Annotated in this window: 9 protein-coding genes and 2 pseudogenes; all 11 read left to right on the top strand. The window is 68.5% G+C overall.

Features of this window, described 5'->3' with window-relative positions; all coding sequences use genetic code 11:
- Positions 1-23 precede the first annotated feature (23 nt).
- The 11 genes and pseudogenes from FZ025_RS19030 to FZ025_RS18980 all read left to right on the top strand — a co-directional run bounded on the left by FZ025_RS19030 (position 24) and on the right by FZ025_RS18980 (position 17,523).
- Positions 24-2,024, top strand: a complete 2,001-nt coding sequence (locus FZ025_RS19030) for a chemotaxis protein CheA (protein WP_104558579.1) — start codon at positions 24-26, stop codon at positions 2,022-2,024.
- Positions 2,025-2,379: 355 nt separating this feature from the next.
- Complete coding sequence (locus FZ025_RS19025; RefSeq protein ID WP_104558580.1) at positions 2,380-4,644, top strand: methyl-accepting chemotaxis protein; 2,265 nt, start codon at positions 2,380-2,382, stop codon at positions 4,642-4,644.
- Positions 4,645-4,982: 338 nt separating this feature from the next.
- Positions 4,983-5,153 (top strand): annotated as a pseudogene (locus tag FZ025_RS19020) (transporter); the annotation flags it as partial.
- A gap of 426 nt (positions 5,154-5,579) precedes the next feature.
- Positions 5,580-7,715, top strand: a pseudogene (locus FZ025_RS19015) (methyl-accepting chemotaxis protein); the annotation flags it as partial.
- A gap of 149 nt (positions 7,716-7,864) precedes the next feature.
- Positions 7,865-8,350 (top strand): hypothetical protein, encoded by a 486-nt coding sequence (locus FZ025_RS19010; RefSeq protein WP_244292404.1) that lies wholly within the window; start codon positions 7,865-7,867, stop codon positions 8,348-8,350.
- Positions 8,351-8,362: 12 nt separating this feature from the next.
- A complete protein-coding gene (locus FZ025_RS19005; RefSeq protein WP_104558581.1) occupies positions 8,363-10,570 on the top strand; it encodes a methyl-accepting chemotaxis protein in 2,208 nt (735 codons plus the stop codon).
- A gap of 69 nt (positions 10,571-10,639) precedes the next feature.
- Positions 10,640-11,422 carry a flagellar brake protein gene (locus tag FZ025_RS19000; protein WP_046980954.1) on the top strand — a complete coding sequence of 261 codons (783 nt, stop codon included), beginning with the start codon at positions 10,640-10,642 and terminating at the stop codon, positions 11,420-11,422.
- 121 nt (positions 11,423-11,543) lie between these two features.
- On the top strand, positions 11,544-12,035 hold the full coding sequence (locus FZ025_RS18995) for a chemotaxis protein CheW (protein ID WP_046980953.1): 492 nt from the start codon (positions 11,544-11,546) through the stop codon (positions 12,033-12,035).
- 181 nt (positions 12,036-12,216) lie between these two features.
- Positions 12,217-12,597: a hypothetical protein gene (locus FZ025_RS18990; RefSeq protein ID WP_046980952.1), complete on the top strand. Its 381-nt coding sequence runs from the start codon at positions 12,217-12,219 to the stop codon at positions 12,595-12,597.
- 102 nt (positions 12,598-12,699) lie between these two features.
- A complete protein-coding gene (locus tag FZ025_RS18985; protein ID WP_046980951.1) occupies positions 12,700-15,075 on the top strand; it encodes a methyl-accepting chemotaxis protein in 2,376 nt (791 codons plus the stop codon).
- 192 nt (positions 15,076-15,267) lie between these two features.
- Positions 15,268-17,523: a methyl-accepting chemotaxis protein gene (locus tag FZ025_RS18980; protein WP_104558582.1), complete on the top strand. Its 2,256-nt coding sequence runs from the start codon at positions 15,268-15,270 to the stop codon at positions 17,521-17,523.
- The last annotated feature ends 46 nt before the right edge of the window (positions 17,524-17,569 follow it).

Here is a 17,569-nt window from a genome sequence, read left to right as displayed (position 1 = left end):
ACCCTTCTCCGGATTCCCCGCCCATGAGCATGGACCTGCAACGTTTCCACGCCACCTTCTTCGAGGAAAGCCGTGAAGGGCTGGACGCGATGGAAGCCGGATTGCTGTCGCTGGAAGAAGGCAACCGCGACCCCGAAACGATCAACTCGGTGTTCCGCGCCGCGCACTCGATCAAGGGCGGCGCCGCCACCTTCGGCTTCGAGGCGATGGCCGGCCTGACCCACGTGCTGGAGACGCTGCTCGACGAGCTGCGCTCGGGCAAGCGCGAGGTGGAAGCACACGCGATCGACGCGATCCTCGGCTCGGTGGACGTGCTGCGCGCGCTGCTGCGCGAAGCCGAGCACGGCACCCCGGCCGATCCGGTCGCGGTCGAGGCCGTGCACGAGCGCCTGCAGCAGGCGCTCAACGGCACTGCCGCCGCCGCGCCCGCCGCGACCCCGGCCGCCAACCAGCCGGCCGAACCGGAAGCCTGGCAGATCGGCTTCACCCCGGCGCCGTCGCTGTTCATGAGCGGCAACGACCCGCTGCGCATCATCCGCGAACTCGAACACCTCGGCCCGCTGCAGGTCGCCTGCCGCACCGCGCGCCTGCCCGGCTTCAACGACCTCGACCCGCTCGAGGCCTATCTGGCCTGGGACCTGGGCCTGGTCGGCAAGATCCCGCGCAGCGCGATCGAAGACACCTTCGCCTGGGTGATCGACGATTGCGAACTGGACATCCGCGCGGTGCCGCCGCCGAGCCTGGCCAGCGCGCCCGCCCCCACCCTGGCGCAGCCGCCGACCAGCGCCACCGCCGCGCCGGCCGCCGCCGTGGCCGCCAATGCGCCGGCCGGCAACGCCGCCGCCGCGCACGAAGCGGAAAGCTCGATCCGGGTCAGCGTCGACAAGGTCGATGCGCTGATCAACCTGGTCGGCGAACTGGTCATCACCCAGGCCATGCTCAAGCAGGTCTCCGGCGACCTCGACCCGGCCCACGCCGAACGCCTGTTCGCCGGCCTGGACCTGCTCGAACGCAATACCCGCGACCTGCAGGAAGCGGTGATCGGCGTGCGCATGCTGCCGGTGGACGCGGTATTCCGCCGCTTCCCGCGCCTGGTCCGCGACCTGTCCAGCCGCCTCGGCAAGCAGGTGCGGCTGCGCACCATCGGCGAAGGCACCGAGCTGGACAAGGGCCTGATCGAGAAGATCGCCGATCCGCTGGTGCACCTGGTGCGCAATTCGATCGACCACGGCCTGGAAATGCCGGAAGCGCGCCGCGCCGCCGGCAAGGACGAGACCGGCACCATCACCCTGGCCGCCTCGCACCAGGGCGGGCACATCGTCATCGAAGTCAGCGACGACGGCGCCGGCCTCAACCGCGAGCGGATCCTGGCCAAGGCCGCCGAGCGCGGCCTGAGCGTGGCGGACAACCCGACCGATGCGCAGGTGTGGGACCTGATCTTCGCCCCCGGCTTCTCCACCGCCGACGCGGTCACCGACCTGTCCGGGCGCGGCGTGGGCATGGACGTGGTCCGCCGCAACATCCAGGGCCTGGGCGGCGAAGTGCAGCTGGAAAGCAATGCCGGCCGCGGCACGCGCGTGCTGATCCGGCTGCCGCTGACCCTGGCGATCCTGGACGGCATGACCGTGTCGGTCGCCAGCGAGACCCTGATCCTGCCGCTGGCCTACGTGCTCGAAGCGCTGCAGCCGCAGCCCGACGACATCCGCAGCATGGCCGGCGAAGGCCGCGTGCTGCGGGTCCGCGGCGAATACCTGCCGATCCTGTCGCTCAGCGATTGCTACGGCTACGGCCGCACCGAGCGCAGCGAGCCGCTGGTGGTGGTGGTCGAGGCCGACGGCCAGAAGATCGCGCTGGAAGTGGACGAACTGGTCGGCCAGCAGCAGGTGGTGGTCAAGAACATCGAGAACAACTACCGGCGCATCGGCGGCATTTCCGGGGCGACCATCCTCGGCGACGGCCGCGTCGCGCTGATCGTGGACATCGGCGGCCTGGTGCGTTCGCTGCGGGTGCCGCGGGCGGCCTGATCGCCTCACCCCCGCTGCTGGCCGCGCGGCCAGCAGCAGAAAACCCGAGCCCCGGCGGCGGATGCCGGGGCTTGGGTCTTTTGCGGCGCGTCCGTGCGGGGTTCCGTGCCAGAAGCCCGCGGCCAGCAGCCCGCGGAAAAAGAACCGCACCGCAGTTGCCGCGACCCGGTCCCGGACATGGACGCGCCGCCCTGCCGTTTTGCGGGTGATGCCCGAAACCTATCGCTCGGATTAAAGCTCTCGCTGGAGTGGCCGCTAACAAGTAGACAAAATTTGCGTCGCATCACATTTATACAACAAAGCCATTGCGCTTTTCTGTCACTTGCAAACAGCAAACTTCGAGGAGTCCACCGCCATGACCGCCTTCCTGCAGCGCTACAGCGTCGGCCACCGCTTGTCCGCCGCGTTCGGCCTCCTGATCCTGATCTCCGGCATCCTGGTCGCCGCCGGATGGGTCGCGATGGCCGGCGCACGCGAGCAACTGGATGGCATCGTCCACTCCAACATCCGCAAGATCAATCTGTCCCACGGCATGCTGGATGCGAATGCGTCCATCCTGTTTGCGCTGGGCGGTTATGCGACGCAAGGCGGCGGCAGCGATGCCGAAAAAACCCTGGCGCTGATCCAGGCCGAACGCACGCACTACGACCAGCAGCGCGACCAGCTGTTCGCGCTGCCGATCGACGCGGCCGGCAAACGCCTGCGTGGCGAGATCCAGCACTTGCAGGACCAGGCAAGACCGCTGAATGATGCGGTGATCGACGCCGTCAAGGCAGGCGACCATGCCCGGGCGCAGACGCTGTTCCATGAAAAATCGGCGCCGGTGATGCTGGCGTGGCAGGCCAAGATACGCGCCAACGTGGCGCTGCAGAACGCGCTCAGCAAGCAAGCCTATGCCGCCGCGGTGCGGCATACCGATCGTGGCCGCGCGATACTGGTCGGCGGTGGCATCGTCGCGGTGCTGGCGAGCAGCCTGCTGGCCTGGCTGATCATCCGCAGCCTGACCCAGCCGCTGCGCCGCGCCATCCGCGCCGCCGAGGCGATCGCCGAAGGACGCCTGGACAACGACGTCGACACCCAGGCCCGCGACGAACCCGGCCGCCTGTTGAATGCGATGTGCCGGATGCAGACGCAGTTGCAGCGGTTCTCCGGCGAGATGGCGCTGATGATCCAACTGCATGCGGGCCAGAACATCTCCCACCACATGCCCGAGGACTTCCCCGGCGTGTACGGCGAACTGAGCAAGGGCGTCAACACGGTGATCTTCGAACACCTGAGCTCGATCGGCGATGCGGTGAAGATCCTCGCCGAATACGCCAACGGCGACCTGCGCCGCGACGCGCGGCGCCTGCCCGGCAGCCGCGCCATGCTGCACCAGACCATGGACACGGCCAAGGCCAGCCTGCTGGCGATCAACACCGAGATCAAGCGCCTGGCCGCCGCCGCGGCCGCCGGCGACTTCAGCGCGCGCGGCGACGCCGAGCACTTCCAGCACGATTTCCGGCTGATGGTGCAGGGCCTCAACGCGATGATGCAGGCCAGCGACGTCAACCTGGGCAAGCTCTCCACGCTGCTGCAGGCCATCGCCGCCGGCGACCTGAACGCGCGCATGCATGGCGAGTTCCACGGCGTGTTCGCCAGCATGCGCGATGACGCCAACGCCACCGCCGAGCAGCTGGCCTGCATCGTCGGCCGCATCCAGACCGCCTCGCTCAGCATCAACGCCGCCGCTGGCGAGATCGCTGCCGGCAACGACGACCTGTCGCGGCGCACCGAGCAGCAGGCGGCCAGCCTGGAAGAAACCGCCGCCTCGATGGAGGAGCTGACCTCCACGGTCAAGCAGAATGCCGAGCATGCGCGCCAGGCCAACCAGCTCGCGGTCGGCGCGGCCGCGGTCGCCTCGCAGGGCGGCGAGGTGGTCGGCCAGGTGGTGACCACGATGAGCGGCATCGAAACCTCCTCCAGGAAGATCGCCGACATCATCTCGGTGATCGACGGCATCGCCTTCCAGACCAACATCCTCGCTTTGAATGCGGCGGTGGAAGCGGCGCGTGCCGGCGAACAGGGCCGCGGCTTCGCGGTGGTCGCCAGCGAGGTGCGCACGCTGGCGCAGCGCTCGGCCAACGCCGCCAAGGAGATCAAGGGCCTGATCGACGACTCGGTGACCCGCGTCGCCGAGGGTTCGGCGCTGGTCGATCGCGCCGGCCAGACCATGGCCGAGATCGTGTCCTCGGTGCAGCGCGTGACCGACATCATGGGCGAGATCTCCGCGGCCTCGCAGGAGCAGTACGCCGGTATCGAACAGGTCAACCAGACCGTGACCCAGATGGACGAGGCAACCCAGCAGAACGCCGCCCTGGTCGAGGAAGCCAGCGCTGCGGCGCGCGCGATGGAAGAACAGGCCGGCCAGCTCACCCAGGCGGTGGCGGTGTTCAAGCTCGACAACGCGGCGGTAGCCTCCACCACGCTGGCAGCCGCGGCCAGGCCCGGCGTCGCGCTCGCCACGCCCGCTGCGAAGGCGAACCCCAGGCGCCCGCCGGCCAAGCGCGGCAAGCTGTCCATGCGCGCGCTGCCAGGCAACCCGACCAGCGCCAACGAAGCGCAGTGGCACGAGTTCTGAGCCGCTAGCCGCTGCTCCGGCGCGCTCCCGCCCTGCCGCGGGCACGCGCCGGCCGGCATGCGCAGCACCGCAGGCTGCGCATGCGCACATGACATTGCGCACAGCATGTTGCGGCATCACAACCGCGACCGGGCGGCCGCCGCCGTCCTTTCGACGGCCGCAGCAGGCCAACGGCCGGACAGGCTTCAGAAAATGCGGACCGGGCCGCTAGCGTTGGGGACAGCGTGCTGGCTGCGTCATGGGACGCGCCAGCAGGTGGAAACAGACCTTGCGACCAGTCGGCGGACAACGCGGCCATGCATGGGTGCCTGCAAGTTGACCGTTCACGGGAAATCGTTATGAAGCCTATCGTTCTTGCCAGCTGCCTGACCTTGTTCGGCATCGCCAGCCTCGCGCGCGCCGAACAAGCGCCGATCGCCACCGATCGCCCCGACTTCGTCGAATCCAGCCTGACCGTCGGCGACCGCCGGCTGCAGGTGGAGACCCGCAGCGATGCGGTTTCGGTGTTCAGGCTCGAACAGAACGGTCCCCGCAAGGCGACCACGTCGGCCACCGCTCCTGCGCTTTCCGCGGTTGCGCCACGCAATGGCGCCGGTTCGGGATCCTCGCGCCACGGCCCTTCGCAAGCGCGCACGCATGCCATCGCCAAGGCGATCGATGGCCGATGGCAAGCCTCCTGAGCCTAAGCAAAGAGAGCACCGAAGGTCGGGATCGCCTGCATCCGAGGTGTCACGCAGCAACGCAGCATTCGTGCCGATGGTGAAGGCGACGGCACCGAACCTGCACGGCAATACAGCGGCATCGTCGAATTATTGTTCCATTTATCTACCGCCGCAGCTCGCCGCTCCAGGTTTCTTTTTCGTCATCGTCCCCATGCGGGGATGTTGCCAACCGAAACGTGACAGCCAACCTTCGGCAAACCCAAGAGGTCCGCCATGAATTCGTTCCTGCAACGCCACAACGTCGGGCGCCGCCTCGGCGGCGCCTTCGGCCTTCTGATCCTGCTCTCGGGCCTGCTGGTCGCGGCCGGGCTGATCGCCATGTCCAGTGCCCGCAAGCAACTCGACGACATCGTCGATGTGAACGTGGAGAAGATGCGCATCAGCAATCGCATGCTCGATGCCAACGCGTCCATCCTGATCGCACTCGGCACCTATGCGATGGTGACATCGGAGCAACTCAACGCCGAGGCCATCGCCACGATCAAGCAGCAGCGGCAACGCTACAGCGATCTGCGCAAAGAACTCGACGGCCTGCCGGCCTCGGCGGCTGGGCTGAAGCTGCGCACAGAAATCGATCGGCGCCGGGAAGCCGCTCGCGGCTTGAACGACCAGGTGATGGCGCTGGCCGGCGCCAATCGCAATGCCGAAGCGCAAGCGTTGCTGAGCGAGAAGTCGCGCCCCGCCACCCTGGCATGGCAGGACTCGATCCGCGAGAACGTGACCCTGCAGGAGCAGCAGACCAAGTCCGCCTACGCCACTGCGGTCCAAGCAATGAATCGCGGCAAGCTGCTGCTGACCATCGGTGGCATTGCGGTGCTGGTGGTCAGCAGCCTGCTGGCCTGGGCGATCACCCGCAGCCTGACCCAGCCGCTGCACCGCGCCATCCGCGCCGCCGAGGCGATCGCCGACGGCCGCCTGGACAACGACGTCGGCACCCAGGCCCGCGACGAACCCGGCCGCCTGCTCAACGCGATGGACAGGATGCAGACGCAGCTGCAGCGCTTCTCCAGCGAGACCGCACTGATGATCGAGCTGCACGCGGACAAGGACATGACCCACCGCATGCCGCAGGACTTCCCCGGCGTGTACGGCGAGCTGAGCAAGGGCATCAACACCATGATGTTCGAGCACCTGGACGCGATCGTCGATGCGATCGCGGTCCTCAACGAATACGCCAACGGCGACCTGCGCCGCGACGCACGGCGCCTGCCCGGCAGCCGCGCGGTGCTGCACGCATCGATGGACGCGGCCAAGGCCAGCCTGCTGGCGATCAACACCGAGATCAAGCGCCTGGCCGCCGCGGCCGCCGCCGGCGACTTCAGCGCGCGCGGCGACGCGGAGCACTTCCAGCACGATTTCCAGGCGATGGTGCAGGGCCTCAACGCGATGATGGAAGTCAGCGACCGCAACCTCGGCAAGCTCTCCGCGCTGCTGCAGGCCATCGCCGCCGGCGACCTGAGCGCACGCATGCACGGCGAGTTCCATGGCGTGTTCGCCAGCATGCGCGACGACGCCAACGCCACCACCGAGCAGTTGACCGGCATCGTCGGCCGCATCCAGACCGCCGCGGTCAGCATCAACGCCGCCGCCAGCGAGATCGCCACCGGCAACGACGACCTGTCGCGGCGCACCGAGCAGCAGGCCGCCAGCCTGGAAGAAACCGCCGCCTCGATGGAGGAGCTGACCTCCACGGTCAAGCAGAATGCCGAGCACGCGCGCCAGGCCAACCAGCTGGCGGTCGGCGCCGCCGCGGTCGCCTCGCAGGGCGGCGAGGTGGTCGGCCAGGTGGTGGCCACGATGAGCGGCATCGAAGCCTCGTCCAAGCGCATCGCCGACATCATCTCGGTGATCGACGGCATCGCCTTCCAGACCAACATCCTGGCGCTCAACGCCGCGGTGGAAGCGGCGCGTGCCGGCGAACAGGGCCGCGGCTTCGCCGTGGTCGCCAGCGAGGTGCGCACGCTGGCGCAGCGCTCGGCCGGCGCCGCCAAGGAGATCAAGGGCCTGATCGACGCGTCGGTGTCGCAGGTCGCTACCGGTTCGGCGCTGGTGCGCCAGGCCGGCCAGACCATGGCCGAGATCGTGTCCTCGGTGCAGCGCGTGACCGACATCATGGGCGAGATCTCCGCCGCCTCGCAGGAGCAGTACGCCGGCATCGAGCAGGTCAACCAGACCGTGACCCAGATGGACGAGACCACCCAGCAGAACGCCGCGCTGGTCGAAGAGGCCACCGCCGCGGCGCGCGCGATGGAGGAACAGGCCGGGCAGCTCACCGACGCCGTGGCGGTGTTCAGGCTCGACACTCGCAACGCCGCCGGCAAGAAGGCGTCCATCGTGCAGCCGCCATCGCGCAGCGTCCCGCGACATGCGCTGAGCGGCGTCTGATCCGGGCCGGCCGCCGATGGCGAACTCGCTCGCCCGCAACGCCCCGCCCGGTGCCGTCGATCGGAAGGAGCAGAGCCGGCGAGCGCAGCGCCTTGCGCATCGGCCCGATGCCAATGCGCGCTGCCTCCACCGGTGCGTCGAGCCGCTTGCGGCGGCCGTCGCCGCTGCCGCTCGGCCTGCTGTTGCTGGCGGTGTGGGCCGCGTGGTCGACGGCCAGCCTGGCCTTCCTGGCCGCACCACCGGCCAGCGCCAGCGCCGATGCCATCCGTGCGCAGTTGCAGGCATTCGCGCCCTCCGCCGCAGCGCGCGGCCAGGCCGTGGCGTTCCAGTTGCGCGTGGCCGGATGCGGCTGCAAGCCTGGCGGCCGGGGGTCCACGCTGCCAGGCCTGCGCAGCGTCGATCTGCGCCAGCGGTCGGCGCCGGCGGCACTGCCCTACGCGCTGATCGTCTTCGCTGCCGACGATCGCCTGGTCTATGCCGGGCCTGCACAGATCGAAGCCTGCGGCAATGCGATTCCCGCCGCGGCGCTGATCCCGCGCCTGCTCGCGGCCGGCAATGCCTCGCCGCTGATCCTTCCCACCCACTGTGCATGCCCATAAGGAACCACCTGCATGAGCGCGTCGAACACTCCGAGCAGCGTCCTCGTCGGCAACGAACGCTACGTCTATCTGCAGAAGCTGGCGGCGGACGCCGACCGGCTGTTCCTGGCGGTGGCCGCATTCGCCGGCATGGTCGGCCTCGCCGCCGCCTGGCGCCAGGGCGTGTGGACGCCGTGGCTGGCGGTGACCCTGCCGACCCTGGCGATCATCGCCGTGCAGGTGAAACTGTATCCCGGCACGCTGCTGAGCCGCTGCACCGTCGCGCTGGGCTTGATGGTGCTGGCCGCCGTGCTGATCCAGCAGGCCGGCGGCATGACCGAAATCCACTTCGGCGTGATCGTGCTGATCGCATTGCTGCTGTACTACCGCGACTGGCGGCCGATCCTGGTCGCGGCCGCGGCCATCGCCGTCCATCACCTTCTGTTCTTCTGGCTGCAGCATCGCGGCCTGCCGCTGCAGGCGTTCGCGGCCGACGCAGGGATCGGCATCCTGGCCATGCACGCCGGCTATGTCGTGGTCGAGGCCGGCATCCTGATGGCGATGGCCGTGCAGATGCGCAAGCAACTGCTGGACGTGGGCCATGAGCCGCGCGAGCTGGCGCTGCTGGCGCGCGCCATCGCCCGCCAGCAACCGCTGCCGGCCTCGATCCGCGACCTGACCCTGCCGGAAGGCTCGATCGCGCATACCCTGGTGGTGGCCAGCGAGCAGCTGCTGAGCGGCCGCGAACAGGAGGCGCAGGTGCAGCGCGAGAGCCTGCGCATCCGCACCGCATTGGAGAACGTCACCGCCAACGTGATGATCGCCGACGCCGAGCGCAACATCGTCTACGTCAACAAGCCGCTGGCGCGCATGCTGTCGGCCGCACAGGACGACCTGCGCCGCGAGCTTCCCGGCTTCGATGCGAACGCCCTGTTGGGACGCAGCATCGATGTGTTCCACAAGCGCCCCGAGCACCAGGCCAAGCTGCTGGCAGCGCTGCAGCACACGCACACCGCGCAGATCCGGGTGGGCGGACGCAGCATGCGCCTGATCATCAATCCGGTGGTCGGCGACGCGTCCGAGCGCCAGGGCTTCGTCGTGGAGTGGGCCGATCGTACCGACGAGATCCAGGTGGAAGAGGAAGTGACCCAGATCGTGCGCGCCGCCGCCGCCGGCGACCTCGACAGCCGCATCGGCCTGGACGGCAAGCACGGCTTCTTCCTGCTGCTGGCGCAGCAGCTCAACACGCTGCTGGACAACAACGCCGACGGCCTGGCGCGCATTTCCCGGCTGCTGTCGGCGTTGTCGCAGGGCGACCTCAGCGTGCGCATGGACGGCGATCTGCATGGCGTGTTCGCGCGTATCCGCGACGACGCCAACGCCACCGCGGTGCAACTGGCGACGATCGTGCGCCAGATCCAGGGCGCATCGGACTCGATCAACAGCGCGGCCGGCGAGATCGCCGCCGGCAACGACGACCTGTCGCGGCGCACCGAGCAGCAGGCCGCCAGCCTGGAAGAAACCGCCGCCTCGCTGGAGGAACTGACCTCCACGGTCAAGCAGAACGCCGAGCACGCGCGCCAGGCCAACCAGCTCGCGGTCGGCGCCGCCGCGGTCGCCTCGCAGGGTGGCGAGGTGGTCGGCCAGGTGGTGGCCACGATGAGCGGCATCGAAACCTCGTCCAAGCGCATCGCCGACATCATCTCGGTGATCGACGGCATCGCCTTCCAGACCAACATCCTGGCGCTCAACGCCGCGGTGGAAGCCGCGCGCGCCGGCGAACAGGGCCGCGGCTTCGCCGTGGTCGCCAGCGAGGTGCGCACGCTGGCCCAGCGTTCGGCCAATGCCGCCAAGGAGATCAAGGGCTTGATCGACGAGTCGGTCGGCCGCGTCGCCGCCGGTTCGGCGCTGGTCGATCGCGCCGGACGGACCATGCAGGAGATCGTGTCCTCGGTGCAGCGCGTCACCGACATCATGGGCGAGATCTCCGCCGCCTCGCAGGAGCAGTCGGCCGGCATCGAGCAGGTCAACCGCACCGTGACCCAGATGGACGAGGCGACCCAGCAGAACGCCGCGCTGGTCGAGCAAGCCACCGCCAGTGCGCGCTCGATGGAAAGCCAGGCCGGTGAGCTGGCGCAGGCGGTGGCCTCGTTCACGCTGGTGCAGCGTCCGCCGGCCGGCGCCGCGGGCAACGTCGCCACCTTGCATCCAGGCTACAAAAAAGCCGAACACGGCCGATAGGATCGTGGGACGGGCGGAATGCGCCGCCCCGCCCCGCCCCGCCCCAACCATCATCCCTGTTGCCCACCCATGGCCGAAGGCACTCCCCGCGACTTCCCCGAACCGTCTGCGCACGAGGCGACGGAACAGGACGACCGCTTCCTGCTGACCAACCCGCGCCAGATCCGGCAGCTGCTGCGGTCGCTGATCAACCAGCGCTCGCAGATCAGCGCGCATGTGGGCGGCCGCGACCAGTCGTTCTCGACCGCGCTGCTGGAGCTGGGCCAGGACAGCCTGCTGCTGGACCTGAGCGCCAACGAAGCCAACAACCGCTCCGCCGAGCAGGCCGAGTACCTGTTGTGTTTCGCGCAGCTGGACAAGGTCCGCCTGCGCTTCCGCATCGCCGGCCTGGAACGGGTCGCGCATGGCGACGCGCCCGGCTTCCGCGCGCCGCTGCCCGATTCGCTGTACTACCTGCAGCGCCGCGAGCACTTCCGCTTGGAGACGCCGATCACCGAATCGCCGATGTGCGTGCTGCGGCTGGACGATGCCAGCCCGCCCACCGAGCTGGTGCTGCGGGTCCTCGACCTCAGCGGCGGCGGCCTGGCGGTGGCGCTGCTGCCCGGCCAGCCGCTGCCGGAGAACCGGCAAAGCTACCCGGGCTGCGTGCTGCAGCTGCCCGACGCCGATGCCATCCGGCTGACCCTGCAGGTCTGCAACATGTATCCGCACAAGCTGGCCAACGGCCAGGATGCGCTGCGGGTGGGGCTGCGCTTCGCCGACCTGCCGCGCGGCGCCGACGCGGCGATCCAGCGCTACATCTTCCGCATCGAGCGCCAGCGCAGCGCGCGCAAGAGCGGCGTGCTGTCGTGAGGCCGGCCGCGGCGATCGCCAGGCCGCTAAAGTTCTGCGCCCGCACGCCGATCTAGTGCATGAGCCGCGCTTTCCCTTTCCCGCCATCCCTCCGCAATCCCGTGCGCACCAGGAGCACACGATGAACGACAAGAACACCTCCGCCTCCGGTGCCACCGGCGGCGAATTCCTCAGCTTCACCCTCGGCGAAGAGCATTACGGCGTCGATATCCTGAAGGTGCAGGAGATCCGCGGCTACGACTCGGTCACCCGGGTCCCGGACGCCCCGGAATACATCAAGGGCGTGATCAACCTGCGCGGCACCATCGTGCCGGTGATCGACCTGCGCCTGAAGCTGCGCCTGAAGGAAGCGCGCTACGACGCCTTCACCGTGATGATCGTGCTCAACGTCGAGGACCGCGTGGTCGGCATCGTCGTGGACAGCGTCTCCGACGTGATCCCGTTGAACGCCGAGCAGATCCGGCCGACGCCCGAATTCGGCGCCGCGGTGGACACCCGCTTCATCTCCGGCATCGGCACCCAGGACGACAAGATGCTGATCCTGCTGGACATCGAGACCCTGCTCGACAGCGCCGACCTGAGCCCGCACGCGCACGTCGACGAAGCCGCCTGAGCGGCTCGCGGCGCCGCGCCGCACGCACTCCCGACCCGCCGCTTATCGGCGGGTTTTTTTCGGAAATGCGAACTGCTTATCACTTGTGCCGGTTAAGTTTGCGGCTACCACGCCGATAGCTGATAGGTGGCCCGATCCAGTTGCGGCCGACCCATTCGCCCCCCGTCACGGAGTTTCCCCCATGAAACCGAACTTCCCCCTGCTGCTGGTCCTGCTGCTTGCCGCCAGCCCGAGCGCCTTCGCCCAGTCGCAGCAGATGATCCCGCCGGAGATGGCAGCCCGCTTCGTCGGCAAGGACGGCATGGTCTGCGGCAAGGTCGAGAAGGCCAAGTACGCGCAGAACTCCGAAGGCGAGCCGACCTTCCTGTACATGGGCGGCATGTTTCCGCGCCACACCTTCTCCGCGCGCATCGCCGGCGCCGACCGCGGCAAGTTCGGCTTCCCCCCGGAGACCCTGGAAGGCAAGGACGTGTGCGTGATCGGCAAGATCGAACGCGACAGCTCGCGTGCCGAGATCCAGGTCAGCGCGCCGTCCAGCCTGAAGCTGGCCACGATCAAGTAAGACCAAGCGTCGCCGTGCCGGAGCCTGCGCGCTTCCGGCGTGGCGGCGCTTTTGTTTTTCCGGTGCTTCGCCGCCGTTGCCGAACCAAGGGGAAATGCGATCATGCAGTGGATAAAGAATCTGAAACTGATGCCGAAGCTGATGCTGGCGTTCGGCCTGGTATTGGCACTGATGCTGATTCAGGGACTGGCCGCGCATTCGGGCCTGAATTCCCTCGATGAAGTGACCAATACCCTCTCCAACCGGACCATTCCCAGCGTCCACGCCGGCGGCGAGATCCGCGGCATCCTGGGCGAGTACCGCAGCGCGGCCTATCAGAGCCTGATCCGCAGCAGCGATGCGATCAAGAAAGACGCCGAGACGCGCAAGCTTGCGCTGAACAAGCAGATGGACGAGATCATCGCCAGGTATCCGTCGATGATCAGCACCGTCCAGGAACGGAAAATCTACGAGCGCACCGTCGCCGACTGGAAGAAGGCGCTGGCCTCCTACAAGTCGGTCGACGAGATGGTGCAGCTGGACCTGCAGGACGATGCGATCGACACCTTCACCGGCGAGACCCGGACCCTGCACAACAAGGTCGTGGATGACACGATCGCGTTGATCGCGCAGAACAACCTGCAGGCCGGAGCCGCCGCAAAAGCCGCGACCAGCACCTACACCAAGGCCTCGGCCACGCTGGTGGTGTGCCTGTTGATCGGCATCGGCGGCGCGGTCGGCCTGGCCTGGCTGTTCGGACGCATGCTGGCCAACAACGTGCGCAGCGCGGTCAAGATCGCCAACGATGTCGCCAGCGGCAAGCTCGATGGGCGCATCGACGCCAACGGCAAGGACGAGATCGGCGAGTTGATGCAGGCGCTCAAGCGCATGCAGCAGGACCTGCGCGAGCGTACCGAGCGCGACGCGGCGGTGGCGGCCGAAAACCTGCGCATCCGCACCGCGCTGGACAATTCCTCCACCGGCATGTACATCGCCGACCTGGAACACACCATCGTCTACGCGAACCCGTCGATGCAGGGCATCGTCGACAGGTACGCCGAGCAGATCCACAACGTCGCCCCGGCGTTCGACTCGCGCATGCCGCTGGTCGGTTCCTCGCTGTCGGTGCTGGAATACGGCAATCAGATCGATACCCGGATCGCGGCCATGATCGAGACGCAAGGCCTCGCCGAGCGCGAGATGGCCTACGGCCATGTCCGCATCGCCCAGATCCTCTCCAGCATCCGCGACGCGCACGGCAGCCATGTCGGCTTCGTCTGCGAATCGCGCGATCGCACCCTCGAGGCCCAGGTCGAAGCGGAAGTGGCCAAGATCGTGCAGGCCGCCGCCGCCGGCGACCTGTCCGGACGCGTGGCCACCGACGGCAAGCAGGGCTTCTTCCTGCAGCTGGCGCAGCAGCTCAACGGCCTGCTGCAGGCCAACGGCGACAGCATCGGCGACGTCTCCAAGCTGCTGACCGCGCTGTCGCAGGGCGACCTGACCGCGCGCATGCATGGCGAATTCGATGGCGTGTTCGCGACCATGCGCGACGATGCCAACGCCACCGCCGAGCAGCTGGCCGGCATCGTCGGCCGCATCCAGACCGCCGCGGTCAGCATCAACGCCGCCGCCGGCGAGATCGCTGCCGGCAACGACGACCTGTCGCGACGCACCGAGCAGCAGGCGGCGAACCTGGAAGAGACCGCTGCCTCGATGGAGGAACTGACCTCCACCGTGCGCCAGAACGCCGAGCACGCGCGCCAGGCCAACCAGCTCGCGGTCGGCGCCGCGTCGGTCGCCTCGCAAGGCGGCGACGTGGTCGGCCAGGTGGTGACCACGATGAGCGGCATCGAGACCTCCTCCAAGAAGATCGCCGACATCATCTCGGTGATCGACGGCATCGCCTTCCAGACCAACATCCTGGCGCTCAACGCCGCGGTGGAAGCCGCGCGCGCCGGCGAACAGGGCCGCGGCTTCGCCGTGGTCGCCAGCGAGGTGCGCACGCTGGCGCAGCGCTCGGCCGGCGCCGCCAAGGAGATCAAGGGCTTGATCGACGCGTCGGTGTCGCAGGTCGCTACCGGTTCGGCGCTGGTGCGCCAGGCCGGCCAGACCATGACCGAGATCGTGTCCTCGGTGCAGCGCGTGACCGACATCATGGGCGAGATCGCGGCCGCCTCGCAGGAGCAGTCGGCCGGCATCGAGCAGGTCAACCAGACCGTCACCCAGATGGACGAGACCACCCAGCAGAACGCCGCGCTGGTCGAGGAAGCCACCGCCGCGGCGCGCGCGATGGAAGAACAGGCCGGGCAGCTGACCGAGGCCGTGTCGATCTTCCGCGTGGAGCGGTCGCAGGCCGATGCGCCGATCGCGGCGCAGGTACATCGGATCCGCCCGGTGGCGAAGAAGCCGGTCGCGGTGGCACCGAGCAAGCCGGCTCCGGCCGCGCGCGCCAAGAAGTCCGAACCGGCCCTGGCCGACTCGGACTGGCAGGAGTTCTGACCCAGCGCCACCCGGCTGCCGTTGTTCCCGGATCCCCGGCCCCGCGCCGGGGATTTTTTTGCCGCTGGCTGGGCCGTGGCGTGTCCGATGGCGCGGTCCAGGCCGTACGCGTTCAGGGCCGCAACGGCGCATGACTCAACTTTGCTATCGCTGCGCCGCTATGACTTTCGAGATCACTCGAAGGCTTCCACCATGTCGCACACGTCGCTTCTCGCACGCCTGTCGGACCTGCCGCTGCGCCGCAAGTTTGTCTTGCAGACCCTGCTGCTGGGTGGCGGCATCATCCTGCTGGCGATCATCGCCGCACGCATGCAATACGTGGACATCCGCAACACCCGCGAGCAGGCGCTGAAGAGCCAGATCGAACTGGCGCTGGGCGTGGTGCACGCCTATGCCGCCAAGGCCGATGCCGGGCAGATGCCGCTGGCCGAGGCGCAGCGCACCGCGCTGGCCACGCTGGAGTCGATGCGCGCCCGCGGCGGCGTGGACTATTTCTACGTGCACGACATGCATCCGGCCATGCTGATGCACCCGACCCGCCACGACCTGGTCGGCAAGGACATCGGCAGCGTGCTGAGCGCCGACGGCAAGCCGATCTTCCGCCAGTTCGCCGCGGCGGCCGCGGCCGGCGGCGGCTATGTGGACTATCTGTGGCCCAGGCCCGGCAACGACAAGCCGGTCGAGAAGGTGTCCTACAACGCCCCGTTCAAACCCTGGAACTGGGTCATCGGCACCGGCGTGTACATGGACGACGTGCAGGCGCAGGCGCTGCTGTTCACCGGCGTGATGACCCTCGCCGGCGGCATCCTGATGCTGATCACCTTCGGCATCAACTGGCTGATCGGCAGCTCGGTGCTGGTGCCGGTCGCGCGCACCCTGCAGGCGATCCGCGCGGTGTCGCGCGGCGACCTGAGCGTGCGCATCGACAACTCCGGCCGCGACGAGACCGGGCAGATGCTGCGCGCCACCGGCGAGATGATCCAGATGCTGAAGCGCTTCTCCAGCGAGACCGAGAAAATGGCCGAGCTGCATGCCGGAGAGGACGTTTCCCATCACATGCCGGAAGATTTTCCCGGGGTATACGGCGAGCTGGCGAAGCGCATCAACACCATGCTCTTCGAACACCTGGACTCGATCGGCGATGCGATGCAGGTCCTGGCAGAATACGCCAATGGCGACCTGCGCCGCGATGCCAGGCGCCTGCCCGGCAGCCGCGCCATCCTGCACCAGATCATGGACGCGGCCAAGGCCAGCCTGCTGGCGATCAACACCGAGATCAAGCGCATGGCCGCCGCCGCGGCCGCCGGCGACTTCAGCGCGCGCGGCGACGCGGAGCACTTCCAGCACGATTTCCGGCTGATGGTGCAGGGCCTCAACGCGATGATGCAGGCCAGCGACGTCAACCTGGGCAAGCTCTCCACGCTGCTGCAGGCCATCGCCGCCGGCGACCTGAGCGCGCGCATGCACGGCGAGTTCCACGGCGTGTTCGCCAGCATGCGCGACGACGCCAATGCCACCGCCGACCAACTCGCCGACGTCGTCGGCCGCATCCAGGCCGTCGCGCTCAGCATCAACACCACCACCACCGAAATCGCCACCGGCAACGACGACCTGTCGCGGCGCACCGAGCAGCAGGCGGCCAGCCTGGAGGAGACCGCCGCCTCGATGGAAGAACTGACCTCCACGGTCAAGCAGAATGCCGAGCATGCGCGCCAGGCCAACCAGCTCGCGGTCGGCGCCGCCGCGGTCGCCTCGCAGGGCGGCGAGGTGGTCGGCCAGGTGGTGGCCACGATGAGCGGCATCGAAACCTCCTCCAGGAAGATCGCCGACATCATCTCGGTGATCGACGGCATCGCCTTCCAGACCAATATCCTCGCTTTGAATGCGGCGGTGGAGGCGGCGCGTGCCGGCGAACAGGGCCGCGGCTTCGCGGTGGTCGCCAGCGAGGTGCGCACGCTGGCGCAGCGCTCGGCCAACGCCGCCAAGGAGATCAAGGGCCTGATCGACGACTCGGTCACCCGTGTCGCCGAGGGTTCGGCGCTGGTCGATCGCGCCGGCCAGACCATGCAGGAGATCGTGTCCTCGGTGCAGCGCGTGACCGACATCATGGGCGAGATCTCCGCGGCCTCGCAGGAACAGTCGTCGGGCATCGAACAGATCAACCAGACCGTGACCCAGATGGACGAAGCCACCCAGCAGAACGCTGCCCTGGTCGAGGAAGCCAGCGCATCGGCGCGGGCGCTGGAGGAAGAGGCGCGCCGGCTGAGCGAGGCCGCCGCGGTGTTCCGGCTCGGCGCTGCAGACAGCCCCGCTGCGACCGCGCCCGTCCGCGCCGCGGCCAAAGCCCCCGCCCGCACGCTGTCGCGTGCGGCCGCGGCCAAACCGGCGCCACGCCAGACGGCGGGCAAGCGCGCGGCAGTGGCCGAAGCGGACTGGGCGGAGTTCTGAGCGCAGCGCCGCAAGCAGGCCAAGCAACCGGACCTGCATCACAGTT

The sequence above is a fragment of the Xanthomonas hyacinthi genome (genome assembly GCF_009769165.1).
In the GTDB taxonomy this organism is placed as follows: domain Bacteria; phylum Pseudomonadota; class Gammaproteobacteria; order Xanthomonadales; family Xanthomonadaceae; genus Xanthomonas_A; species Xanthomonas_A hyacinthi.
The sequence above is the reverse complement of the archived record's forward strand: the minus strand, read 5'-3'. Positions and strand labels throughout refer to the sequence as shown.